21 protein-coding genes and 1 pseudogene are annotated in these 25,888 nt (G+C 41.3%); 8 read left to right on the forward strand and 14 right to left on the reverse strand.

Annotated features, from left to right (window positions below):
* Positions 1-415: 415 nt before the first annotated feature.
* The 7 genes from PVV68_RS02405 to atpH form a co-directional block, all read right to left on the reverse strand.
* Positions 416-1,423: an HlyD family secretion protein gene (locus PVV68_RS02405; RefSeq protein WP_273720628.1), complete on the reverse strand. Its 1,008-nt coding sequence runs from the start codon at positions 1,421-1,423 to the stop codon at positions 416-418.
* Positions 1,420-3,081 carry an MFS transporter gene (locus tag PVV68_RS02410; protein ID WP_273720627.1) on the reverse strand — a complete coding sequence of 554 codons (1,662 nt, stop codon included), beginning with the start codon at positions 3,079-3,081 and terminating at the stop codon, positions 1,420-1,422. Before PVV68_RS02410 ends, PVV68_RS02405 begins: the two co-directional genes overlap by 4 nt.
* A 23-nt stretch (positions 3,082-3,104) precedes the next feature.
* Entirely contained in the window at positions 3,105-3,521 is a 417-nt protein-coding gene (gene atpC, locus PVV68_RS02415) for an ATP synthase F1 subunit epsilon (protein ID WP_273720626.1), read from the reverse strand.
* A gap of 72 nt (positions 3,522-3,593) precedes the next feature.
* Entirely contained in the window at positions 3,594-5,204 is a 1,611-nt protein-coding gene (gene atpD, locus PVV68_RS02420) for a F0F1 ATP synthase subunit beta (protein ID WP_273720625.1), read from the reverse strand.
* A 19-nt stretch (positions 5,205-5,223) separates the two neighbouring features.
* Entirely contained in the window at positions 5,224-6,135 is a 912-nt protein-coding gene (locus tag PVV68_RS02425; RefSeq protein ID WP_273720624.1) for a F0F1 ATP synthase subunit gamma, read from the reverse strand.
* Between the two features lie 20 nt (positions 6,136-6,155).
* Positions 6,156-7,691, reverse strand: a complete 1,536-nt coding sequence (atpA, locus tag PVV68_RS02430) for a F0F1 ATP synthase subunit alpha (protein ID WP_273720623.1) — start codon at positions 7,689-7,691, stop codon at positions 6,156-6,158.
* Complete coding sequence (atpH, locus tag PVV68_RS02435) at positions 7,691-8,275, reverse strand: ATP synthase F1 subunit delta (protein WP_273720622.1); 585 nt, start codon at positions 8,273-8,275, stop codon at positions 7,691-7,693. Before atpH ends, atpA begins: the two co-directional genes overlap by 1 nt.
* A gap of 253 nt (positions 8,276-8,528) precedes the next feature.
* On the opposite strand from atpH, the gene PVV68_RS02440 reads away from it, so the two are divergent.
* On the forward strand, positions 8,529-8,885 hold the full coding sequence (locus PVV68_RS02440; RefSeq protein ID WP_273782636.1) for a hypothetical protein: 357 nt from the start codon (positions 8,529-8,531) through the stop codon (positions 8,883-8,885).
* On the opposite strand, the gene PVV68_RS02445 is transcribed toward PVV68_RS02440, so the two are convergent.
* From PVV68_RS02445 to PVV68_RS02455, 3 genes are all read right to left on the reverse strand, one after another.
* Entirely contained in the window at positions 8,882-9,193 is a 312-nt protein-coding gene (locus PVV68_RS02445) for a hypothetical protein (protein ID WP_404978368.1), read from the reverse strand. The genes PVV68_RS02440 and PVV68_RS02445 overlap by 4 nt on opposite strands.
* A 49-nt stretch (positions 9,194-9,242) precedes the next feature.
* Entirely contained in the window at positions 9,243-11,459 is a 2,217-nt protein-coding gene (locus tag PVV68_RS02450; RefSeq protein ID WP_273720663.1) for a primosomal protein N', read from the reverse strand.
* 319 nt (positions 11,460-11,778) lie between these two features.
* Positions 11,779-11,937, reverse strand: coding sequence for a hypothetical protein (locus PVV68_RS02455; RefSeq protein WP_273720620.1), 159 nt, complete (start codon positions 11,935-11,937; stop codon positions 11,779-11,781).
* A 235-nt stretch (positions 11,938-12,172) separates the two neighbouring features.
* Here PVV68_RS02455 and fsa point away from each other — a divergent pair, with 235 nt between their 5' ends.
* Positions 12,173-12,826 carry a fructose-6-phosphate aldolase gene (gene fsa, locus PVV68_RS02460; RefSeq protein WP_273720619.1) on the forward strand — a complete coding sequence of 218 codons (654 nt, stop codon included), beginning with the start codon at positions 12,173-12,175 and terminating at the stop codon, positions 12,824-12,826.
* A gap of 66 nt (positions 12,827-12,892) precedes the next feature.
* Here the strand turns inward: fsa and PVV68_RS02465 are convergent.
* From PVV68_RS02465 to leuS, 3 genes and pseudogenes are all read right to left on the reverse strand, one after another.
* Positions 12,893-13,164, reverse strand: a pseudogene (locus tag PVV68_RS02465) (Arm DNA-binding domain-containing protein); the annotation flags it as partial.
* Positions 13,165-14,061: 897 nt separating this feature from the next.
* Positions 14,062-14,655: an LPS assembly lipoprotein LptE gene (gene lptE / locus PVV68_RS02470; RefSeq protein WP_273720617.1), complete on the reverse strand. Its 594-nt coding sequence runs from the start codon at positions 14,653-14,655 to the stop codon at positions 14,062-14,064.
* Entirely contained in the window at positions 14,642-17,284 is a 2,643-nt protein-coding gene (leuS, locus tag PVV68_RS02475; protein WP_273782637.1) for a leucine--tRNA ligase, read from the reverse strand. The genes lptE and leuS overlap by 14 nt, the downstream gene beginning before the upstream one ends.
* Before the next feature lie 162 nt (positions 17,285-17,446).
* Between leuS and PVV68_RS02480 the strand changes: the two genes are divergently transcribed.
* Positions 17,447-18,136, forward strand: coding sequence for a YggS family pyridoxal phosphate-dependent enzyme (locus PVV68_RS02480; RefSeq protein ID WP_273720615.1), 690 nt, complete (start codon positions 17,447-17,449; stop codon positions 18,134-18,136).
* Positions 18,137-18,465: 329 nt separating this feature from the next.
* Here PVV68_RS02480 and PVV68_RS02485 read toward each other — a convergent pair whose 3' ends face one another.
* Complete coding sequence (locus PVV68_RS02485) at positions 18,466-18,729, reverse strand: hypothetical protein (protein WP_273720614.1); 264 nt, start codon at positions 18,727-18,729, stop codon at positions 18,466-18,468.
* Positions 18,730-19,381: 652 nt separating this feature from the next.
* Between PVV68_RS02485 and PVV68_RS02490 the strand changes: the two genes are divergently transcribed.
* The 5 genes from PVV68_RS02490 (at position 19,382) to PVV68_RS02510 (ending at position 25,402) form a co-directional block, all read left to right on the forward strand.
* Complete coding sequence (locus PVV68_RS02490) at positions 19,382-19,567, forward strand: hypothetical protein (protein ID WP_273720613.1); 186 nt, start codon at positions 19,382-19,384, stop codon at positions 19,565-19,567.
* A gap of 945 nt (positions 19,568-20,512) precedes the next feature.
* On the forward strand, positions 20,513-22,471 hold the full coding sequence (gene acs, locus PVV68_RS02495; protein WP_273720612.1) for an acetate--CoA ligase: 1,959 nt from the start codon (positions 20,513-20,515) through the stop codon (positions 22,469-22,471).
* A 652-nt stretch (positions 22,472-23,123) separates the two neighbouring features.
* Positions 23,124-23,783 carry a cell division ATP-binding protein FtsE gene (gene ftsE / locus PVV68_RS02500; RefSeq protein WP_273720611.1) on the forward strand — a complete coding sequence of 220 codons (660 nt, stop codon included), beginning with the start codon at positions 23,124-23,126 and terminating at the stop codon, positions 23,781-23,783.
* The gene (locus tag PVV68_RS02505; protein ID WP_273720610.1) at positions 23,776-24,729 is read left to right on the forward strand and encodes an ABC transporter permease; all 954 of its coding nucleotides are present in this window, start codon (positions 23,776-23,778) and stop codon (positions 24,727-24,729) included. Before ftsE ends, PVV68_RS02505 begins: the two co-directional genes overlap by 8 nt.
* A gap of 4 nt (positions 24,730-24,733) precedes the next feature.
* Positions 24,734-25,402, forward strand: a complete 669-nt coding sequence (locus PVV68_RS02510; RefSeq protein WP_273720609.1) for a YdcF family protein — start codon at positions 24,734-24,736, stop codon at positions 25,400-25,402.
* Positions 25,403-25,888 lie beyond the last annotated feature (486 nt).

Raw genomic sequence — 25,888 nt, forward strand, 5'->3', positions numbered from 1 at the left:
ACAACAAGCATAGAGGGTTTTTAGCTTTGCTTATTTTGATAAGAAGACACACCAATTCCTTGACTCATATTCATAAAGATCCGATGGAAGAAAAATTTAACCTACCAAGACGAGATTTTTTACATTCATGCCTTATATAATCTCTTCAAAAAATCACCAAGCAAATCTTACTTTTGAATTCAACATGACATTTTCACTTGGTTAATGCAAAAGAAAACTGAAATCAGCCAGAAACGACACTGTTATTTTTCATACGTATGAATGTATCTCACTCTTTTGAAAAATATTCTCTTACAGCAGCATAGATAAAAGTTTAAAGAGATGCATGATGACAAACCAAACAAAATCCTCTAAAGTGAATGCCCACTTGCTATAAGAAAAAGGTATAAAAAGTAAACTCAAAAAACCCAAAATTTTATCCTCCAGAAGCAGCACGTTGTGAAGTATCGACATACGTGACAACAGACATACCAGGAATAAGCTTTTCAGCCCCTTCTTGTCCAGGATCTAAAGCGATACGCACTGAAATACGTTGGGCAATTTTAATGAAATTACCAATTGTCGTATCCGTTTTTAACAGAGAAAACTCTGAACCTGTCGCGGGTGCAAAACGAACCACACGCCCTGTCAATTTCTTATTATCGAGTGCATCAACAGAAAAAATAACCGGTTGTCCAACACGCATCTGAGAAAGTTGCGTCTCCTTATAATTAGCAATAATCCAAATATCATCCGAAATAACCGATACCAGTTGGGCACCAGGCAAAACATATTGCCCCACCCGCGCACCAACCAAACCAATATAGCCCGTTTTAGGAGATAGAATCTTGGTATGATTCAAATTGAGCTGAGCCAATTCAACACCAACTTTTGCACTTGCAACTTCTGACTGCAAGCTTTGGCGTTCAAGATCCAATTGTTTTTGCAATTGCCGTTTTGTTCCAAGCGCTGCCAACAATTGTGAAAGAGGACGGGGACCATCACTCGTATTACCTCCAAAGCCTAGCTTTTTGTTTTCAGAGAGAACATTGGAAAATGCTTTTGAGCGCGCCAATTCTGCTTCTGCAGCATTAACTTCCCCCTGTAAAATCTGAGCCTGCAACATAACACTTGCAAGTTTTGCATTTTTTGAATCGAGAACAGCCTGTGCCCGTGCAAGTTGTTGGCGAAACAAGGCGTCATCAAGTTCAAAGAGCAGCATTCCCTTTTCAACACGTTGATAGTCTTGCACATAAATCCGTGCAATAGTCCCCGAGATTTGAGAACTCACCAGAGTCACATCACCCTTAATAGAAGCATTATCGGTAATTTGAATAGTACTCACAAAAGGAGGAAGCTTCCAAGCCCATAGAATCAACAAAATACCCATAATTCCTGAGAGGAATGCAACAAGCGTTGCTCTTGAGCGTAATGCTTTTATCATTTTTTGCATCCTTCTCTACTTGCTTGAGATTGCCTTTCGAATGCACGAACAGAACATAACTGTACAAATATTTTGACAAGAAAAATAGCAAATGCAACCATAGCAATATAAAAATAAAGCCTAAAAACATCATCATAAGCCAAAATATTTGCTGTTAACTTCAATTTTTCAATCACTCCAGATGTGCTTTGCTCATCACCCCAAATATGAGGAACAAAAGCACCATAAGAAGGAGAAAATAAGGTATTAGCCTCTCCTGAAATAACAGGATCTGTAACAACAATATTTTGTGTCAAAGACTCAAAGTTCTTATGGGCGAAAAAGAATTGCAAACTACCAAAAAAAGCCGATCCCATCAATCCACCGCTCACTTGTGTAAGCAGGAAAACAGCGATAAAACTCAAAACATAACGTGGTCCTCGCTCACCAGATATGACAAATCCCCTACAAAGCGCAGGAGGTAAAAAAAGCGCATAACTAAAACTGACCAACCCTTGACTAAACATCATATCTTGTGGACGCGTTAAGTGGTTCACATGACTATCTAAATAAGTCCCAAGCGCCAAACAACCCAAAGAGACAAGATAAAAATAATCCTCACGCCCAACCCGTAAAAAACACACACAAACCGCTCCCCCTAGAAGAGCACCCAATATAATCGCAAGATACATGGGTGCCATCTCACGATTTAATAAACCAAACAGATTAAAAAAACCCACCGCTAAAGTTGATCGTTCTAAGAGGAAAACATGAAAAACCAATAAAATAAGAACGGATTGTATCATTTCTTTACTGAAAATCCAGCGCAAATCAATCAACGGTTTTTCTCTATTCAGTTCAATAACAATTGCAATGACCAAAGAAAAAACAGCAAGCGCAAGGGCCCAACCAATCCATGGAGCTTCATACCACCAATACAATATGCCAACAGACATAATCACTGCATTGAGTCCAAGACCAAGAGCAATCAAACCATAACTGAGCCAATCTAATTTCTGAATAACCTTATTGCGTACCACAGGGGTTAGTGGCAGAGCATAAATACAACCCAAACTAATGAGAACAAGTCCCATTTCCATCGCTGAAAGGCTCGAAAAACCACCACTTTCCAGCAATCCAGGGGAAATCAAACGTGATAAGGGTGCAGCAAGAGCAGCATTCATATAATTCAAGCTAAGACCAATGGTAAATTTCTTTGCTGGTGCAAAAGCCTCCATCATATAAAGCAGCGCGAGTGAAGCCAAAGGCGCTGCAGCAATACCAGCGAAAAAGCGAATAATCAGTGCGGAGCGCAAATCCGTAACAAAGAGTTGCAAAACACAAACCAAAACGAAGCCAAGAATTGATAATTCAGCAAAAGCACGCAGGCCAAACTGGTAGCGAATTTTGATCAACATGATGGCAACGCTTACATTTGGCGCCATATAGGCAGCAACCAACCAGGTTGTTTCGGTCAAAGTTGCGTGGAAATCACCGGTAAGATGGACAATATTAGACTGAACAACATTTGCTCCCAAACCATAAGCCCACTGCAAAATAAAAGAAGCAAAAATATAAACGAAACATTTTGGCAAAGGACCTGCAAAGACGCGACCTGGATGTGGAAAAGGTTTTCCTCCTCTTTTAGCAGACATAACCGTACTTTTTTTTCCGCCCATGTCGCTTTTTCCCATATAATCCTTTACGCCTCGCTCACTCCAGCTCCAACAGCTGCCAGTTGATCAAAAAACTCTTCAAGCTTATGATTTGTTTCACCATTTGTCCCCTCATTTAATGTTGCTCGAACTTGCAAAATCTGCTGTTCTAACGCCTCAAAAGAGAGATGCTCCACAGCAACAACATGCTCCACCAAAAGAGAACAACCTGAAAAGGTAATATTGGCAACACCTCCACAAACAGCAAACAGCTTCTCTCCTGAAGAGCTCAGGACACGAACACTTCCCAACACAATACTTGCCACCAGCGGTGCATGATGCGCCATCACTGTCAAAGCACCTGATGCTGAAGGAAGAACAACGGAGCTCACCTGCTCTGAAAAGACAATCTTTTCAGGCGATACCAATTCAAACAAAAAATGCTCTTCTCTCTTGTGTTCCACAACAATCTCCACGAGGCTTGCTACAAGGACCCTTAGTCCTCTTTACACCAAGCATTCACTACAGACTTCTTCTTATGAAGAAGCCTCTGCAATGAGACGCTTTCCTTTTTCAATGGCTTCATCAATCGAACCAACCATATAAAAAGCTGCTTCTGGCAAATCATCATAATCGCCAGCACAAAGACCCTTAAAGCCTTTGATTGTTTCTTCTAAAGGCACAAGTTTTCCGGGAGAACCGGTAAAAGCTTCCGCCACATGGAAAGGTTGCGAAAGGAAACGTTCAATTTTACGCGCCCGCCCCACCAACAACTTATCATCTTCAGAAAGCTCATCCATTCCAAGAATGGCAATAATATCCTGTAGCGCTCTATAACGTTGCAAAATGGTTTGCACGTGACAAGCAACCGTATAATGCTCTTCTCCCACGATCAATGGATCGAGCATACGCGAGAAAGAATCAAGGGGATCAACAGCTGGATAAATTCCTTTTTCCGCAATGGAACGAGAAAGAACCGTTGTTGCATCCAAATGGGCAAAAGATGTTGCGGGTGCTGGATCTGTCAAGTCATCGGCAGGAACATAAATAGCCTGAACAGAGGTAATAGAGCCTGTTTTTGTACTGGTAATACGCTCTTGCAAAGCCCCCATATCCGTTGCCAAAGTTGGCTGATAACCCACAGCAGAAGGGATACGCCCTAAAAGAGCAGACACTTCAGCTCCTGCTTGGGTAAAACGGAAAATATTATCCACGAAGAAAAGAACATCTTGCCCCTCATCACGGAAGCTTTCTGCAATGGTCAAGCCTGAAAGCGCCACCCGTGCACGTGCTCCTGGTGGTTCATTCATTTGCCCATAAACGAGCGCACATTTTGACCCTTCTGTTGAACCATTATTTTCCTTTGGATTCACATTCACGCGGCTTTCGATCATTTCATAATAAAGATCATTGCCCTCACGTGTACGCTCTCCCACCCCAGCAAACACCGAATATCCACCATGCGCCTTTGCAATATTGTTGATAAGCTCCATAATAAGCACGGTTTTACCAACCCCAGCACCACCAAACAAACCAATCTTACCACCTTTAGAATAAGGTGCTAACAAATCAACGACTTTAATACCCGTGACAAGAATTTCTGAGACTGTCGACTGTTCCACATATTCAGGAGCATCTTGGTGAATAGAGCGCATTTTTGTTGTTGCAATTGGTCCCACATTATCCACCGGCTCTCCAATCACATTCATAATACGACCAAGTGTGGCCTCTCCAACAGGCACACTAATCTGTGTTCCCGTATCAAAAACCTTTTGCCCACGAACAAGACCATCGGTAGTATCCATAGCAATTGTACGTACGGTATTTTCACCCAAATGCTGTGCAACTTCCAAAACCAAGCGATTCCCTAAATTATCGGTCTCCAATGCATTAAGAATATTTGGCAACGCACCTTCAAACTGGACATCCACAACAGCACCAATAACCTGTTTGATCTCACCAACGGCACCTTTTGTACGCCCCTTTTCTTTTATAGGGGTATTTTTAGAAGAGCTCCGTGCAGACGGAGAGGAATCCTTCACGTTTACTTGAGATTTCGAGGCGGCTTTTTTTACGCCCGAACGAGCAGCTGGTTTCTTTTTCTCAACTTTTGCTGCTTCCTTACTTGACGTCACTGCTTTTACCATCAATCTTTACCTTTTCACCTTAAAGCGCCTCAGCGCCCGCAATAATTTCGATCAATTCCGTTGTAATCTGTGCCTGACGTTGACGATTATAAGCCACCGTCAATTTATTAATCATTTCACCCGCATTGCGCGATGCATTATCCATAGCAGTCATCTTCGCGCCCATTTCACCAGCGACATTTTCTAGCAACGCCCGAAAGATTTGCACGGACAAATTGCGTGGTACAAGCGCCTCCAAAAGAGAAGCAGCATCGGGCTCATAATCATAAACAATCGACTGTAAATCTTTGCTTTTATCTGCCTTTTCAACCATCCCTTCCGCCTCAAAAGCTCCTTTTATAGAACCCATTGGGATTAAAGCGAAAGCTGTTGGACGCTGATTAATCACTGAAACAAATTCAGAATAAAACAGCGTACAGACATCGAAAGCGCCCTCATTAAATAACGCGACAATCCGTTGGCTAATCATTGCCGCTTCAGTAAAACCAATCCGCTTTACAGCATGCAAATCAATATGATCAATCATCAAAGCTTTATAATCACGCGATAAAATATCTGCGCCCTTTTTACCTACGGTCAAAATCTTAACAATTTTACCCGCAGCAAGCAGAGCTTTAATCTGTTCGCGTGCACGACGCACAATCTGCACATTAAAAGCCCCACACAAGCCACGTTCAGCAGTACAAACCACCAAAAGATGCACATCATCCCGACCGGTTCCTCGCATAAGAGGCGGTGCATCAATGCCATCCACATCAGCAGCAACACTGGTTAAAATAGCAGCCATCCTCTGTGCATAAGGGCGTGCAGACCGTGCCACCTCTTGTGCACGGTGCAACCTTGCTGCCGCAACCATCTGCATGGCTTTGGTAATCTTCTGTGTTGCCTTAACCGAGGCGATACGGTCTCTAAGATCCTTCAACGACGCCATTTAAGCATTCCATCACTTCATCACGAAAAATTCTTCGCATAAGACTTAAGAACAGTAAGCAACTTATCCTTCAGTTCATCGGTGAGCTGTTTTTGCTCAGCAATTGCCTTTAAGAGATCTTGATGATCACTCCGCAAAAGTGTCAAAAGCCCTTGTTCAAATCGTGCAACATCAGACACAGCCAGCGGATCAAGATAACCATTGACTCCAGCAAAAATGACAGCGACTTGTTCTTCTGTTTTCAAAGGAGAAAATTGTGGTTGCTTCAAAAGCTCTGTCAAACGTGCACCACGATTTAAAAGACGCTGCGTTGAAGCATCCAAATCAGAACCAAATTGCGCAAAAGCCGCCATTTCACGATATTGTGCCAATTCCCCTTTGATCGAACCAGCCACCTGCTTCATCGCCTTAATTTGCGCAGCAGAGCCAACCCGCGACACAGAAAGCCCAACATTCACAGCAGGACGAATACCCTGATAAAACAAATTGGTTTCCAAGAAAATCTGCCCATCAGTAATGGAAATCACATTGGTAGGAATATAAGCAGAAACGTCATTTGCCTGTGTTTCAATGACTGGTAAAGCCGTCAAAGATCCCGAACCATTTTCCGCATTCAGCTTCGCCGCCCGCTCTAAGAGGCGCGAATGAAGATAGAAGACATCACCGGGATAAGCTTCACGACCTGGTGGGCGACGAAGCAAAAGAGACATTTGGCGATAAGCCACTGCTTGTTTGGAAAGATCATCATAACCAATCAAAGCATGTTGCCCATTATCGCGGAAATATTCGCCCATCGCACATCCGGCAAGAGGCGCAATAAATTGCAATGGAGCAGGATCAGAAGCGGTTGCCGCAACGATAATGGAATATTCAAGAGCACCACGCTCTTCTAAAATTTTCACGAACTGTGCTACCGTTGAGCGTTTTTGACCAATAGCAACATAAATACAATAAACCTTATCCTGCTCGCGCCCAGAATCATTCTCGTGGAAAGGTTTCTGATTTAAAAATGTATCGAGCAAAATCGCTGTTTTCCCTGTCTGACGATCGCCAATCACCAACTCACGCTGTCCCCGTCCAATGGGAATGAGTGCATCAATAGCTTTCAATCCGGTCGACATAGGCTCATGCACAGACTGACGCGGAATAATTCCCGGTGCTTTCACATCCACACGACGACGTTCTGTTGCTTTAATTGGTCCTTTACCATCGATAGGGTTCCCCAATGCATCAACAACACGCCCCAACAGAGCTGGTCCTACAGGAACATCCACGATAGTGCCTAACCGCTTAACACTATCACCTTCACGAATATCGCGATCAGAACCAAAAATCACCACCCCGACATTATCGATTTCCAAATTCAACGCCATACCGCGTACGCCATTTGAAAAGGAAACCATCTCACCTGCTTGGACATTGTCCAAACCATAGACACGGGCGATACCATCGCCCACAGAGAGAACCCAACCAATTTCTGAAACTTCAGCCTTTTGGTCAAAGTTTCTGATTTGCTCTTTTAGAATTTTTGAAATTTCAGATGGTCTAATATCCATCAGCTGACCTCTTTTTTCAATGCAAGCTTAAGCGAAGACAATTTTGTTACAAGAGACGTATCAATTTGAGACGACCCGACACGAATGATTAATCCACCAAGAATTGTTGGATCAACACAGATGTTTAGCAAAACTTTTCCCCCCACAGTCCTTTCCAAAGCCTTGCGCAATTCTTGTTCTTGGCGAGAACTTATCGGGCGAGCAGAAATAATCTGTGCTAGAGTTTCTCTACGAGAGAGAGCGACACGACGCTGAAAAGCATGTAAAATACCAGACAAGGCACCAAGCCGACGATTTATTGTGATCATATGCAAAAAATTCCCAATGATCTGACCTGTACTCTTATCAGCAAATTTGATGCTCTCACAAACAGAACGTATCACCTTAACCTGCTCTTTTACAGAAAAGAATGGGCTTTGTACAAAGCGTTTTAAGTCTTCATTTTGATCTAAGACAAGCAAAAAAGACGCCACTGCCTTTTCGACCTTTTCCACGGCTTCTGCTTCTTGCACGAAATCAAAAAGCGCTTGCGCATAGCGTTGATCTACCAATGGCAGCGGTATAAGAGAAAATGAATCCGACACGAAATACCGCCTCTTTCCCTTGAGCGACTCTCTGATAATTATCAGATGAAATGAAACAGACACTCTAAATTCTAAGAATGCCCTTCTTAAAACCCAGAATAAAAAAACTTTTTGGTTTCTAGCATAGACACAACCGACTCGCAACACTGCAAATTAATGCTTTCTGAAAATTTCAACGAAAATATTCAAAATATTTTTAAAAAGGATTTTTTCAGAATAGGCAGGTTACACTAGAGCTTACCTGTATTTCTTTTTGACATTCTCTGATAAATTTTTCAAGTCTCTTTTTTGCATCATAAACGGTGTAAAGCAAAAGCAGTCCGATTTTTACCGCTACCGCTACCGCTACCGCTACCGCTACCGCTACCGCTACCGCTACCGCTACCGCTACCGCTACCGCTACCGCTACCGCTACCGCTACCGCTACCGCTACCGCTACCGCTACCGCTACCGCTACCGCTACCGAAAAAATGTGTTATTTCAATCTTATAGGCAAGTCATAATAATAGATAATCACCTTAAAATAAGGAAAAACCACATCTTTTTGTTAATCTCCCCCCTTCTTTTAAGAATATCCCACCAAATATTTTATTTTAAAAGGCACTTTTAAAGCAAATTCCTCCCGCTATGGCGCATTGTATTGAGAAAAATACCAGTTATACAGATCACAATCCGAATTGAAGAAGGCATTTTGGGCGCATTTGCAAGCATTACACCAATAAAGCCTTGTATATCAAAACAACGCTGTCCTCCTAGAAAAACAAAAAAGCAGTAAAAGTTGAAAACGATAACGCCCTTAAATGGAGCCAGTGGAGCCTCTGCTGGTCCCATGACCGAGATATTTTTATCCCGTGGCACAACTTGGCGTGACGCCTGTGCATTATATTCTACAGCTTGATACTTTTCTAGACAACACAATCAAAGAGACAACCCAAATATCTTTACAGCCAATACCCTCTGTATTTTTCTAAAGAAAACTTTGTGGATCAATATCAATCTGAACCCGAACTGAAGAAGGCATTTTGGGCGCATTTGCAAGCATTACACGAATAAAACCTTGTACATCAAAACAACGCTGTCCTTGGAGCAAAAGTCGAAAACGATAACGCCCCCGAATGAGAGCCAATGGAGCCTCTGCTGGTCCCATGACCGAGATATTTTTATCCCGTGGTGCAACTTGGCGCAATGCCCGTGCATAATGTTCTGCAGTTTGACGTTTTTCTGAAGATATAATCAAAGAAGCCAACCGCCCATAAGGTGGAAGATGATAATGCTCACGCATAGCAATCTCATGTGTATAAAAATCCTCACCCTTTTGCGAAAGCAACGCTTTTATCACCGGATGATCAGGCTGATAAGTTTGCAAAAGCCCTAAGCTTTCTAGCCCCATACGCCCAGCCCTTCCAGTCACCTGAGACAAAAGTTGAAAAGTACGTTCTCCCGCACGTAAATCACCATTAGCAAGACCAAGATCGGCATCAATAACCCCCACCAGCGATAATCCAGGAAAATGGTGCCCCTTGGCAACCAATTGTGTTCCAATAATAATGTCCACTTCACCATTAGCAATAGCCTGTAATTCGCGCCGTAAATGACCAATCCCACCTTGAAGATCGGTTGAAAGAATCAACAACCGTGTTTGGGGGAAAAGCTCCCGTGTTTCCTCAGCAATTCTTTCCACACCAGGTCCACAAGCCACGAGATGGTCTAGGGTCCCACATTCAGGACAAGCTTCTGGAAGTGGTTGATGAAACCCACAATGATGGCATTTAAGCTGTCCTTGGGCGCGGTGCTCAACCAGCCAACTTGAACAATCGCTACAATGAAACCGATGCCCACAAACACGACATAAGGTTAAAGGTGCATAACCGCGACGATTGAGAAAAAGCAGCGCCTGTTCACCTTTTTCAAGCGTTTGTTTTAAAGCCGTCTCAAGAGCAAAAGAAATAAAACGCCCCCTTTGCACACCTTCTTGACGCATATCAACCACCCGCAATTTTGGAAGAGCCGCCGCTTGAAAGCGCGATGGCAAATGCACCTTCTGATAACGTCCCCACAAAACATTGACCTGACTTTCAATCGACGGTGTTGCGGAGGATAAAATCACAGGAAAATGCTCGAAAGAGCCCCGCGCCACCGCCATATCACGCGCATGATAAAAAATGCGCTCTTCTTGTTTATAAGCACTATCATGCTCTTCATCCACAATAATCAAGCCAAGCCCATGAAAGGGAAGAAAAAGTGCCGAGCGAGCTCCCGCCACAACCCTTATTCGCCCTTCTGCCACCTGTCGCCATACACGTTCACGACGGCGCGGTGCCAAATCGGAATGCCATTCGGCAGCTCCCGCACCAAAGCGGGCATGAAAGCGATCTAAGAATTGTTGTGTTAAAGCAATTTCCGGCAATAAAATGAGAACCTGCTTGCCCTGTGTGAGTGCTTGGGCAACCGCTTCAAAATAAACTTCTGTTTTTCCTGATCCGGTCACACCATCAAGAAGAAAAACTTGAAATTGAGAAGACAAAACACCATCCCGCAAAAGACACGCAGCTTCACTTTGTGCTCCCTCTAACTGAGGGGGGCAAAAATCTGGATTAGGCGGCGCCATAAGATTCGGCGGTGGCACCATAACCTCTTCAAAAACCCCAAGCGATTTTAATCCTTCAACAACAGAAACAGAAGTTCCTGCCGCATGAGCAAGACCAGAACGCGTCCAAACCTCACCATCACGCGCCAACTCCAAAACCCGCAGGCGTGCTGGTGTTAAACGCTCCACATCTCCCCCACAATACCGCAAACCGGGCTGTGGTGCTTCTGGTTCTAAAGCAGCCGGTATCCCCAAAACCAATCGTGCAACAAGTCCAAGAGGAGTCATCGTATACCGGCTCACAAAACGCAAGAATGCGATCATTTCCCCCCTCAACGGCGGACAATCAAAAACATGAAGCAGAGAGCGTAATTTTTTATCCGCCACAGATGGAGAACTTTGCCCATCTTTTGTCGTCTGTTTTCCGACATCCGCCACAATACCACAAACTTGGCGTCCCATCACCGGAACACGAACAAAAGAACCAACCTCACACGTCATAGAAGGCGGAACCTCATAACTATAAGCTTGCGTAACAGGAAGAGGCACCAAGACTGAAACAATCTTTCTCACATCCTCTGTTCCATTTGACTTTATCTCTTGTCTCAAGATACAAACCTTTTATAAAAACAATGCCTCGCTGACCGCCTCACATCCATTAGCAAATAATCCTTTGCCTAACTTATCATGCGCCCCCTCAACAAATCACCTAACCACTACAGCATCCATGACAAAACCATAAAAAGCACATCCTCTTAAAATGTCATATCTCTTCCCTAGAAAATACAATGCAATAACAATAAGCATGCAGAGTAAACACCAAAGAAAAACAATTTTCCTCTCTGCAACCTGTTTCGTTATTTTCTTATAGCAAGGTTATAAGAATTCTTTTACACAACCAGTATGACCACCTTTCCTATTCTTGTTGTTTGTCTTTACAGTTTGGAAAATGATGTGCCTTTTGCCTGATTTGTTCTTCACTCTTATCAAAAACATCTGTTTCATAAGCAACATTTCTAGGCATTCTCACCGCTGAAAAAACAAAACAACCAATCTCCTCCACAAAAAATGGCATTTTATCACTTAAACATTCAAGTTAAGGATACGCTGAGAGCTAACACCAATCGGCTCCCACATATCACCCTTTTTTTCAACAATCCATTTTTCACCCTTCCTCCTTTATGTCGTAGCTTATCCTATAAGAATGCAATCCTCCCTCTTGCTTTTGTCATAAACAATAGCGCATAACAAAAACAGCACAAAATATCAGAAGCTTTGCGTACAAGAGTGAACAACCAAGGAGATGGGATATGAAATTTTTTGTGGATAGCGCCAATATTGAAGAAATCCGAGAATTACAAAACTTAAACCTTGTTGATGGTGTCACCACCAATCCCTCACTGATCTTAAAATCAGGACGCAACATTTTTGACGTAACAAAAGAAATCTGTAGCCTCGTCAATGGACCTGTTTCTGCTGAAGTTGCAGCAACAGAATTTGAAGACATCATGAAAGAAGCAGCTACTTTAGCAAAAATTGCTGACAATATTTGTATCAAGCTTCCCTTAACATTTGATGGATTAAAAGCCTGTAGCGCTCTAACAAAACAAGGATTAAAAACCAACCTCACCCTTTGCTTTTCTGCCAATCAAGCTTTACTTGCTGCCAAAGCAGGTGCAACATTCATTTCACCATTTATTGGCAGAATCGACGATTGCGGAAGTGATGGCAGTGAATTGCTTCATGAAATTCGCACAATTTATGACAATTACAACTTTGAAACACAAATTTTGGCTGCTTCAATCCGTACCGTTAATCATGTTAAAGAAGCCGCATTAAGCGGTGCAGATGTTGCAACTGTCCCACCAGCCATTTTAAAAGCGCTTGTGAAACATCCCCTAACCGATAAAGGGTTACAAATCTTTCTTGAAGACTGGAAGAAAACTGGACAAAATATCGCTTAATCTTCTGCAAAATCTCAAACCAACACAAAATTTGTGCCACGAGGTTCCACAACAACACCCTCCCACACGTCTTTGTTTTTCACGTTCTTTAATGGGGGCACGCCCTTCACGAAGAACAGAACGCCATTGGTTTGCACATTCACAAGCTTGTTTTAAAGAGACATCTCGCAACGCTCCCAATCCCATTTCACGGCGGCGCCCGTGAATGGTATAGCGATAAAGCCATTGAGCACCGCCATCTTTACGCTTGTGAAGAAGCAAGCCAGCACCATCATTCACTTTGCCAGCTCCCAATGTTGCTACAGCCCTTGGCACTTAAGACGATTCATAAGAGCCATTTTTCTCCTTTCTTATACAGTTTTTACCCACACACCAGCCCCGCTTTTGACGTGCAAGCAAGTGATTTTAATTGATTCAAGATAAGCAGGTTTGAAATGAGAGAATCTTAGGTTATTCGAAGGTCTCATTCAATATGAATAACGCTAGATTATCATTACAAATCAATGCATTGCCCGTCTTTTGCATAATATATTCTTGGCGTTGACATTCTAAAGAAGCAAACAAAGTTCTCACGCTCTGAGAGCTTCGTTAAACCATCCTCCCAAATACCCCATCAATAATCTGAGAAGTGCTAGTAGAATCCCCCCTTAACCGATAAAGAATGACCAATCTTCCCTAAAGACTGGAAAAAACGGGACAAAATATCGCTTAATCTTTTGCAAGATCTCAAACCCACACAAAAATCTCTTTCGCAAATTTCACACAACACATTGATTTATACATAATAATTATTTTTTTTCATGTTAAATGAAAGATCTGAATATCATAGGATTTTCCCATTTCAAATCTATTTAGATGAAAACAATAAGATATTATTTGCCCGTTATAAGCCGAATTGGTGTGTAGAGAAAAACACTTCAAAAAAGGAGTAAAAACACCTCTTATGAACCGTCTCAAATGCCAAGGACTTTAGCAACATTGGACGCTGGCAAAGAGCAGGATGGTATCGACTTACTCCTCAACCACACGCCTCCCACGTATTTTCTTCTGCTTGTAGTATTGCATATTCTTAGCATGGCTCCTCAAAAGATGCACAGAGTGTCCCCATGCACTTAGAACGCTGTTGTAATCATCAATATTCCAGCAGCCATTTTAAAGGCATTCGTAAAAAAATCCCCTACCGGTAAAGGATTACAGATCTTCCCTAAAAACTGGAAAAACGGATAAAATACCACTTAATGAATTGAAAGATCTTTTGAAAGCAGCAGCATAATCTCTTCAGCTAACTCTTCAGCCACACGCTTCCTTGCATTTTCTTCTGCTTGTATTGTTGCATATTCTTGGCGCAACCGTTCAAAAGAAGCATTCATGCTTACCGTACTTTCAGCAAGGAGAACATTTTTCATATCTTGCAAAACATAGGAAACTTTACCCGTCACAGTTCCAACGGAAGGTCGCCCCTCTCTTTTTCTATCGCGATCAACTTCTATCTGTACAGATTTTCTTGTAAACATCGATGTTTTCAAGACCAATTGATAAGCGGGAGTAGAAGGTTTGCGCCCATTTCCATAAAGAAGAAACAACAAATGATTGCGCACCATCTGTCCAAAGCGATCTGACGGTTCTGCAACAACAACAGAGGCGAGTTTTTCGGAAAGACTCAAAGATTTTTGTTTTGGAGATGAATCATCATCAAAAACAGAATCCACAGAACCTATTTTTGTTGAAATCTGCGCTACTTGGCGATAAAGCGGCTCAACTTTGCACCCATACAAAAGAGTTAACAAACCCGCTAAGCTTACAAAAATAAAACTTTTAGAGAACGACATTGACAATCCTTTGTGGAACAATAATCATTTTTTTCACTGACTTTTCACCCAAATGCACCTTTACAAAATCAAGAGCCAAAACAGCTTCTTCAATCATTTCTGACGTAGCGGTTGCTGCCACCCTCACCTCACCACGTTTTTTACCATTAATCTGTACTGGCAGACTATAGCAGTCCTCAATGATTAATGCGCGATCATAAGCCGGCCAAGCAAGCTCAGACATTAAAGTTTTCTCCCCTAAAGCAGCATGGCATTCTTCTGCTAAATGAGGCATGATAGGTGCAATCATGGCAAGGAAAAAATCCACCCCTTGGCGCAAAGCAGCCTTCATTTCATCCTCAACACTTTCCACTTTATTTAATAAAGGTGCCATAATATTCAAGAGTTCATAAAGACGCGCAATAGCTCGGTTAAAGGCAAATTTTTCCAAATCATCTTCCACAGCGTGGAGCGTTCGATGCGCAGCCTTTGAGAGTTGCAAAGCCGCCCCATGCTGCCCAGCACAGGGCGCTACATTCCTTAATACTGGAGCACTTAAAGCCACATGGCGCCAAACGCGCTGCACAAAACGATGCGCACCTTCAACACCCGATTCTGTCCAGATAACATCCCGCTCAGGAGGAGAATCGGACAACACAAACCAGCGCACGGTATCGGCTCCATAGGATGCGATAATATCATCAGGATCAACAACATTCTTTTTTGATTTAGACATTTTTTCAATCAAACCAATCATCACTTCACTCTGATCGGTTAATTTATAAGCGTGCCGCTTTCCATCCTTTTCAACGATCGAAATCTCTTCTGGTGAAACCCAGCCCTTCTCATCCCGATAGGTTTCATGCACCACCATGCCTTGAGTAAAAAGCCCTTTAAAAGGCTCATCCACGCTCACATAACCCATTAATTTCATGGCACGCATAAAAAAGCGTGCATAGAGAAGATGGAGAATCGCGTGTTCAATTCCACCGATATATTGTTGCACAGGCAACCATTCTCTTATCGCTTGGCTATCGATGGGCTCCTGTGCAAAAGGAGCAGTAAAACGTGCATAATACCAAGAAGAATCGACAAATGTGTCCATGGTATCGGTTTCGCGTTTGGCAGGTTGACCGCAAACAGGACAAGCAACAGCTTGCCACCTTTCATGACGCACAAGAGGATTACCCGGCTGCTCAAACGTTACATCATCAGGCAACACAACGGGCAAATCGGCACGCGGTACCGGAACCACCCCGCAAGATGTACAATGGATCATAGGAATCGGACATCCCCAATAGCGTTGACGTGAAATGCCCCAATCACGCAAACGAAATTGCACTGTTTTTTCCCCCTGAGGCTTCCCATAAAGCATTTGCCCCTCAAGCCTTTTGGCCGCTTCTTCAAAAGCTTCTTGGGGTGTTAAACCATCTAAAAAGCTGGAATTGATCATCACCCCATCACCAATATAAGCCGTATCAGTAATGACAAAATCTTCTCTCTCAACCCCTGAAGGCAAAACCACAGGACGCACAGGAAGCTCATATTTACGCGCAAAATCCAAATCTCTCTGATCATGGGCAGGACAACCAAAAACAGCTCCCGTTCCATAGTCCATAAGCACAAAATTGGCAATATAAACAGGAATATGCACCGTTTCATCAAAGGGATGAACAGCCAAGAGAGATGTGCGAAATCCTTGTTTTTCAGCAGTTTCAAGCGCCGCAGTTGTTGTTCCACCACTCCGACAATTTTCTATAAACCCTTCCAGCGCTTTATTCTTTTGCGCCAGAGCTTGGGCAATAGGATGATCGAAAGACAATGCCAAAAAAGAAGCCCCAAACAGCGTATCGGGTCGTGTTGAATAACAGACCACTTCATTAAAGGACAGACAACCCTCATTGACTTCCTCTGTTGGCTTCAAAGCCCAACGAATCAACAAGCCTTGTGACTTACCAATCCAGTTTTTTTGCATAGTGCGAACTTTTTCGGGCCACTGTTCCAGCTCTTCAAGCCCTGCCAGTAACTCTTCACTAAAATCACTAATTTTGAAAAACCACTGCGTTAACTCTCGCTGTTCAACTAATGCCCCCGAACGCCAGCCCCGTCCATCAACAACCTGTTCATTTGCCAAGACCGTCTGGTCAACGGGGTCCCAATTGACCTTAGCCACTTTGCGCGCCACCAATCCCTTTTGATAAAAATCAAGAAACAATATTTGTTGACGGTGGTAATAATCCACATCACAAGTCGCAAATTCGCGCGCCCAATCTAGTGAGAGCCCTAACTGCTTTAATTGCCCACGCATCACGGCAATATTCTGATAGGTCCAAGTTTTGGGATGCACTTTATTTTGCATGGCAGCATTTTCAGCCGGCATACCAAAAGCATCCCACCCCATAGGATGAAGCACATGAAATCCCTTTGCGCGTTTATAACGCGCCACAACATCTCCCATAGCATAATTGCGCACATGCCCCATGTGAATGCGCCCAGAAGGGTAAGGAAACATTTCTAAAACATAATATTTTTCACGTGGATCTTCCCCCGCGGTCTGAAAAATCTTCTTTTCATTCCAAATTTCTTGCCATTTTTGTTCGCAGGCACGTGGATTATAGCGTTCACCTAAATTATAACGTTCAATCGTCATTTCTATGATACTCTTTATAAAATTGAACTAAAAAACTTGTTTTATGCTTGACCATGGATTAACCCCTTCGTCAACATTTTCAGTCAATATTTCACGAAGTATTTTTAAAAGCTCTTACAAATAATAAGGCAATCACTCAACAAAAATAGAAAGTATAAAAAGATGAGCACACACATCACCCCTCCTGATCCTTCTCTTGAAGCATGGAAAAATTTACAAAAAGATATTACTGAAACATGTAAAGAATATCATCGCCCCACAGAAGAGGTTCAACTTCTTGCTGTTTCAAAAACTGTTCCTATAGAGAATATACGCCCTCTTTTACAAGCAGGTCAAACGCTCTTTGCAGAAAACCGTGTGCAAGAAGCTGCTGAAAAATGGTCCATCTTGCGTCAACAGTTTAGAAATATTGAACTTCACCTTATCGGTCCTTTACAATCGAACAAAACAGCACAAGCTGTCAAAATTTTTGATGTTATTCAAACCGTTGATCGCGAAAAAATAGCCAAAAGTTTAGCAGAAGAAATGCAAAAACAACAAAGACATCTCCCCTGCTATGTTCAAGTCAATATTGGCTTAGAGCCGCAAAAAAGTGGTATCGCTCCCCAAGAAGTAATCCCTTTTATTGCCCAGTGTAAAAATCACTATGGACTTGATATCATTGGTCTGATGACCATCCCCCCAGTAGAGGAGAATCCCGGTCCCTATTTCGCCCTCTTAGCAAAACTCGCAAAACAAGCAGGAATCCCAAAGCTTTCCATGGGCATGTCCAATGACTTTAAAACAGCCCTGCAATTTGGCTCAAATATTCTGCGCATTGGCTCTGCTTTATTTGGCAAACGCCCTGTATAAAGCAATTTCCTCTCCATAAATTCATTTCCATTGAAAATCATATGCTCAAGCCAATATTGGCTTAGAGCCGCAAAAAATGGCATTACCCCGCAAAGAAGTAATCCCTTTTTTTGCCCAGTGTAAAAATCACTATGAACTTGAGGTCATTGCTCTGATGTCCACCACTCCTGTCGAGAAAAAAACTAGTCCCTCTTTCTCTCTGTGAGCAAAATGAGCAAAAAAGCCGGTTCTCCAAAACTTCTCCCATGATCTGTTTTCCAACAGATCCGCAATACATAGAATGGCGTCACAAAAACTCTACAATTTGGCTCTGATATCCCGCATTGGCTCTATTTTGCCAAACGCCCTCTCTCATCACCACTCCACCAAAACGACCACAACCCAACTAAGGCAAAATAAGAAAGGCGAAATGCACACGAAGAGAAAAGAGAGCTATAAGAGAAATAATGCGCAACGTTTCTAAGCACTTGTTTATATGAGTAATATTCATCAAACCTGTATGAAACAAAACATTCAGCACGGATATCACGGTAATTCTCGTTAAAACCACGAATTCTCTCAACTTCTCCAAGAGATGTGAACCATTGCCTCACGTACCAATGGCATAAAATACACGAAGAGAGGATTAAAACATCAATCAGCGCCCATATTTCAATGCAAGCTGTTTGATTGAATAAATACCTCAAATACCCAAGAGAACACTAAGAGCCATGCTAGCCAGCATAGGAGCAATCATAAATACCATAGAAGCTTTTTGCGTACCAAAAAGGTGAGATGCATACAGCAATCGCCTAAAAACAAAAATTCACCAAGCAAACGCATACATAACACTAACAACGCAACTGAGTTCAAAAACGATATAAATATATTTCCTTGTTATTCTCGTAAATCAAGAGAAAAACACCAATTTTTCATATGAAAAATTGGTGTAATTTAAAACTAAAATTAAGTAAAAAATAGGGTATTGTTTCTTATAAGTTAAATTATTATAAATAATATTCTTATCTTATTAAGAATAATAATTTCATTTATAAATAATATAAAAAGTATTTTTATTGATAATGTTAAAAATTATGTTTGATACTTCTCTAAAACGCATGATAGCAATTTGAAATGTATCATTGTGATATTATTTAATAGAGATAATTAAGGTGGAGTAACATAAGAAATTTTAGTTCAGTTTTAACTTATACTATAAATGATTTAACACCTGTTTATGGAAGTGCTTGTAGCTTTAATGATTTTATGTCTCATATGAATGCACAAGGCTTCAACGCAGGGGTGCAAGCAGGATTAGGCGGAGCAGTTCTGGGTGGTATAACTGGAGGACCAGCAGGTGCATTTTCAGGTGGAATTGCAGGTTTTACAACGGGATTCATAGGAGGTGCTGTTTGGGGCTTTGGACAAAAAGCTTGGGAGTGTTGGTTCTAATTTATAGAGAATAGCACAAAGATATCTCTGAAATTTGTAATTTTGTAAATATATTGGAAAGAATATATCAAAGTTAAATATCTAATATCTATAGATAAAATAATTTTCAGAGATATCTACTATGGGTCACATCTTATAATCAGGATTTTGTTATAATGAATATTCATTATGAAATAATAAGAATGTTTTGCATGTTTGTTGTATTTGTCTCTCTCTATACTACTATTATCAAAGTATGCTGTGGTCAGAGTTGGAAGTTAGCTATCATAACATCATTATCGGGAGGAGTTGTGCTCCTTATTTTGGATAGTTTGTGTAGGTACTTTGGTTTATACTAATCTTTATTAGATGAGTTGCGATAACACTGAAAAAAATAATTTTTAGAGGTATCTACTAATCTCATATAGTATAACTAGGATTTTGTTATAATGGATATTTATTCTGAAATTGTAAGACTATTTTTTATGCTCATTATAATGACTCCTATAATTGCCATTCCTTTTAAAGTACTCAGTGGTATGGGGTGGAAATTGTCTATTCTAATGGCATTAACGTCAGTTATCATGTTCTTTATCTCTGATTTTTTGCGTAGATACTTTGGTTTATATTAATATCGTAACAATATTTCTTTTCGAAACAAGAGAATACAAGACATAAAAACATTCAAAGCGATAAAGCGCCTTCATCTCTCTTTTTTAGACTATTTTAAAAACTCTCATTTTTTATGCGCCTATAAAAAGTTCTATAATATAATACACTTTTCCACATTGAAGCACCCAAAAACAGCATAAAATATTCTCTGCAATATCATCATATCAGATTTTAAAAATTGACTATTCCAATTTTTGTCATTTAATCTACTCTCCAAATGAAAAGCTTACGGAGAAGTTTTGCCTAAAGGATACAGTGGCTGATTTTTCCCAACAATATGAAAAGAGGGAACTAATGTCTGAAAAAATCTATCCAATACCAGAGGATATAAAAAAAACTGCTCTCATCAACGAGGAAACCTATCAACAGTGGTATCAAGAAAGCATCAATAATCCAGAAAGCTTCTGGGCAAAACATGGACAATGTATTGAATGGTTTAAACCTTTTACAAAAGTAAAAAACACGTCTTTTAATGATGATGTATCGATTCAGTGGTACGAGGATGGAATAACAAATGTTGCCTATAATTGCATTGATCGCCACCTGAAAAACCATGGTGATAAAATTGCCCTCATTTGGGAAGGTGATAATCCTTATCATGATAAAAAAATAACCTATCATGAACTTCATCAACATGTCTGTCGTTTTGCCAATATCTTAAAGAACCACGGCGTTAAAAAAGGTGACAGAGTCACCATTTATTTAACCATGATTCCCGAAGCAGCCTATGCTATGCTCGCCTGTGCCCGCATTGGCGCTGTCCATTCAGTGATTTTCGCAGGCTTTTCTCCTGAAGCCATAGCAGGACGCATTGTTGACTGTAAGTCGACCTTCATCATCACCGCTGATCACGGCTTGCGTGGTGGCAAACGAATTAACTTAAAAGACAATGTTGACCATGCCATTGAGATTGCAGCCCGCCAAAACGTGCATGTGGACCAAGTCATGGTCATACGACGTACCTGCGGACCAATTGATTGGGTAGAGGGACGGGATTTTTGGTATCATGAGGAAATACCCCATACAAAAACAGACTGCCCCGTAGAACAAATGAATGCTGAAGATCCCCTTTTTATTCTTTACACCTCCGGCTCTACAGGCAAACCGAAAGGTGTTTTGCATACAACAGCGGGTTATCTTGTTTATGCCGCAATGACCCATAAATACGTTTTTGATTATCATGCTGGTGAAATTTACTGGTGCACTGCTGATATTGGTTGGATTACGGGGCATTCTTACTTAGTTTATGGCCCCTTATGCAATGGCGCTACCACTTTAATGTTTGAAGGCACACCAACCTTTCCTGACAACGGTAGATTCTGGGAAATTGTTGATAAACACCAAGTCAATACATTCTACACCGCACCAACGGCTATTCGCGCCTTAATGGGAACAGGAAATTCATTTGTTGAACGCTCAAAAAGAACATCCCTACGTCTGTTAGGTACCGTGGGCGAACCAATTAATCCAGAGGCATGGGAATGGTTTTACCATACAGTTGGAAACAATCACTGTCCTATTCTTGATACATGGTGGCAAACAGAAACAGGAGGACATATGATCACCCCCCTTCCTGGCGCAACACCGCTTAAAGCAGGCTCCGCCACACGTCCTTTTTTTGGAGTACAACTCCAAATCATCGACGAACAAGGAAATATTTTGGAAGGTGAAGCAGAAGGGTATCTTTGTATTATTGACTCATGGCCAGGACAAATGCGCACCCTCTATAGTGACCATAAACGTTTTATTGAAACCTATTTTTCCACCTATAAAGGCAAATATTTTACAGGCGATGGTTGTAGGCGCGATAGCGATGGCTATTACTGGATTACAGGGCGGGTTGATGACATTCTCAATGTTTCTGGACACAGACTAGGAACAGCAGAAATTGAATCAGCGCTTGTTTCTCATCCTGCTGTTTCAGAAGCCGCTGTTGTTGGTTACCCTCATGCCATTAAAGGACAAGGAATTTATAGTTTTGTCACCCTCATGGAAGGGACAACTCCAAGTGAAGCGTTGCACAACGAGCTTATTAAGCATGTGAGAAAAGAAATAGGCTCCATTGCCATATTGGATAAAGTACAATTTGCGCCCCAACTTCCCAAAACGCGATCAGGAAAAATTATGAGACGTATTTTGCGCAAAATTGCCGAAAATAATTTTGACAATCTAGGAGATACTTCAACCCTTGCCGAACCACAAGTTGTTGATGATCTTATTGCCAATCGCCAAAATAAAGAAACCACAGCTTAGCACAATACTACCCGTTGGGGCTTTAGCCTTTCTGCTAAAGCCCCCAATAAATACTCAACTTGTACAACTATTCTCTTTGCCAACGCAAAATATTACGGATACCCTTTTTATTTAAGAGAATTCATAAAAAGTCTCTTATCCTTTTCTTAAACGTTCCCCACGTGCATTCTCCATGAAGCACAAATGGAAGAGTTTATACTCATGATAAAAAAGCATACAATGAATATACTATCTGCAAAACTTTCCTTCAAATTTCAAAATAATAAATTATCCTTATAAATCAATGTTATTTTTGGTAAAAAAGAAAAACAAGCAAAGATAAAAAATGCCCATAGCGAGTTTTAACACAATCTAAAGCAAGCGATACAAAACATCTTACCAACCGCCAACCAAGCAAGATCAATTCTAAACCTCAAAAAAACAGAAATAGCGGTTGTTATGTTTCTGCTAGAAACACCTTGGAATTCTTGCTAAAATCATAAATAAAGATAAAATTAAGGAGATATATAATGAATGATATTCAGCAATATTTCTCAAGAACAGAGGGATAATATTGCAAGGTGTGGAGTATAATCTTAAACCAACAGCCAAAAACAATGGGAGTAAAAGTGCTGAGAGTGATACAATATAACAGCAGAAGTGGTAGCGAAAAGTGATTCATTTTGAAAATGTTGGTCTACGCTATGGAATGGGCCCAGAGGTTCTTCGTGATATTAGTTTTCATATTCCTCCTGGCTCATTTCAATTTCTCACTGGTGCTTCTGGAGCAGGAAAAACATCGTTGATGCGTCTAATGTTTTTGGCGCTTAAACCAACGCGTGGTCACATTGATTTATTTGGCAATGATACAGCATTACTCAACCGGCAAGAGCTTCCTGCATTACGCAGACGTATTGGTGTTGTCTTTCAAGATTTTCGTCTCCTTGATCACATGACCACTTATGAAAACGTGTCTTTACCCTTACGCATTAAAGGACAAGAAGAAGCAACTTATCGCAGTGAAGTAGAAGATCTTCTCTGTTGGGTAGGTCTTGGAGATCATATTCATGTTTTACCACCGGTTCTTTCTGGCGGAGAAAAACAAAGGGTAGCCATTGCACGCGCACTCATTGATCAACCTGAAATTTTGCTTGCTGATGAACCGACAGGCAATGTTGATCCACCTTTAGCAAAACGTCTGCTACGCTTGTTTATTGAATTAAACCGTTTTGGCACAGCTGTCGTCATTGCCACCCATGATATTGCCCTGATGGAACAGGTTGCAGCACGGCGTATGCTTCTCCATAACGGACGGATGACGATTCATGAATAAGTCTTTCCCTATTTTTACAAGCAATCAAAAAAACACCACGGCGATTATTCCCAATAGCAATATTTCTGGACAAGCATTGGTTGCAGTGATTGCGATTATGACATTTCTCTCAAGCCTCACCTTAATCGGCGTTGATTTAGTCCAGCGTGCTGCGAACAGTTGGAGTAATCAAATCAGTTATGAAGCAACCATTCAAATACGCCCCATTGAAAATATTGATATCGAAAAAAACCTGCAAAATGCGGTTAAATTAGCTAAAACATTTTCTGGTGTAGAAGATGCCAAAATTGTTGACCAAACAGCTACTGAAAAATTGCTTGAACCGTGGCTTGGAACGAATTTAAGCATAAATGAATTGCCCCTTCCCCGTCTTATCATTGTGACCTTGAAAGAGAATGAAGAAATTGATTTTCGTGCTATCAGTCAGGCAATCAAAACACAAATTCCAGGAGGTCAGTTTGATGATCACCGTGTTTGGGTCAGTCGTTTTGCAACCATGGCACACACCACTATTTTTATTGGTTTTGCGATTTTAATATTGGTTCTAGGCTCACTGATACTCACGGTTATCTTTGCCACACGCAATGCATTGGCGGAGAATGCACATATTATCAATGTATTATATTTTCTTGGCACGGAAACACTTTTCATTGCACGACAATTTGATTGGCATTTTTTTAAAACTGCACTGCGTGGAGCATTATATGGTGGTATCACAAGCGCATTGCTGTTTACTGTCTTTGCCTTTTGGACAAACTATAATCTAGGGAGAGTGGAAGCCAGCCAAATAACCGCCTTGTTTGGACACCTTGCCATAAGTTCTCTTCCTTATGGAAAAATCATTGGTCTTATTCTTTTTGTTTCTTTTCTTACCATGTTGACAAACCGCATGACTATTCTTGCACAACTTAAAAAAATTGATCAATGCGAAAACGGTCTCTTTTAATATTATGATTCACGATTCCTATAATCCGAACTCACTGATGCAAGACACCCCAGAGCTTTCTGTGAAAAAGCGTAACATAGGTAATCCATGGCGCCGCTTATTTCGCTATTTTCCACCGACAGCACTTATTCTTTTAATCATTGTTCTGTTTTTCTGTATTGGTTTTATTATTTTTTCCGAAAAAACCGAGCGCCTTCAACCACCCCATCCTTTGCTAAAAGCAGATGCTATCATTGTTCTTACAGGAGGAGAAAAGCGAATAGAGACAGGGCTTAATCTCTTGCAAAAGGGGCGAGGTTCGCGGCTTTTGATCAGTGGCGTAAATACAACCACCAATCTAAAGAGTTTCATGCATAGCACACACATTACACCCCAACTCTTTACCTGTTGTGTTGATATTGGCCACAAAGCCACAAATACCAAAGGGAATGCGGAAGAAAGCGCAGCTTGGATCAAAAAACACCACTATAAAACCCTTTATATTGTCACCCATGATTACCACATGTGGCGTTCAATGCGTGAACTTAAATATCTCATGCCTGAGGTTCATTTTATTGCCTACCCTGTTAAAAAGAGCGGTGATGAAAGCATCATACAACAGATCAATCAAATCCGTATTCTTGCCTTTCAATATATCAAAACAATTCAAGTCTATATAAGAACTGCATTCTAAGTTTTACGTACTGTTTTTCTGCAAATCTTGATAAGCAACACCCTCACTATTGACCAACCCATCTTTCCCAACCCAAATGTCACAACAAGCCCTAAAGAGCATCCATAACAAGCGTTTTGTTATCTTCAATATCCAGATACAATCCCGCTTCTTAATTATTAATATACAGAGGAAGAATTTTGATTCATTCTAAGAGGGCTTAAATTGACGTCCTCCCTACCCTAAAAGACAAAGATTGCCCCCCACTGGTTTGCAAACAATCCGGTTTCTTATTTCATAGGCTCTATCTGCTGACCACGTACACAATCCCCTCCATAAAACTAGGCAAACACGCCCTGCCCTCATGCAAAGCAGAACGCTCCATGCATGATATCCCTTGAGAATAATACTCCTCAGACTGCTATAAAACCCATTTTACATTTTCATAAAAGCGCAAACCGCACTCTCAAACGATACCGCCTGTAATGTTGCAATAGCTTATATCTG

The organism is Bartonella sp. ML69XJBT (genome assembly GCF_028618515.1).
In the GTDB taxonomy this organism is placed as follows: Bacteria; Pseudomonadota; Alphaproteobacteria; order Rhizobiales; family Rhizobiaceae; genus Bartonella.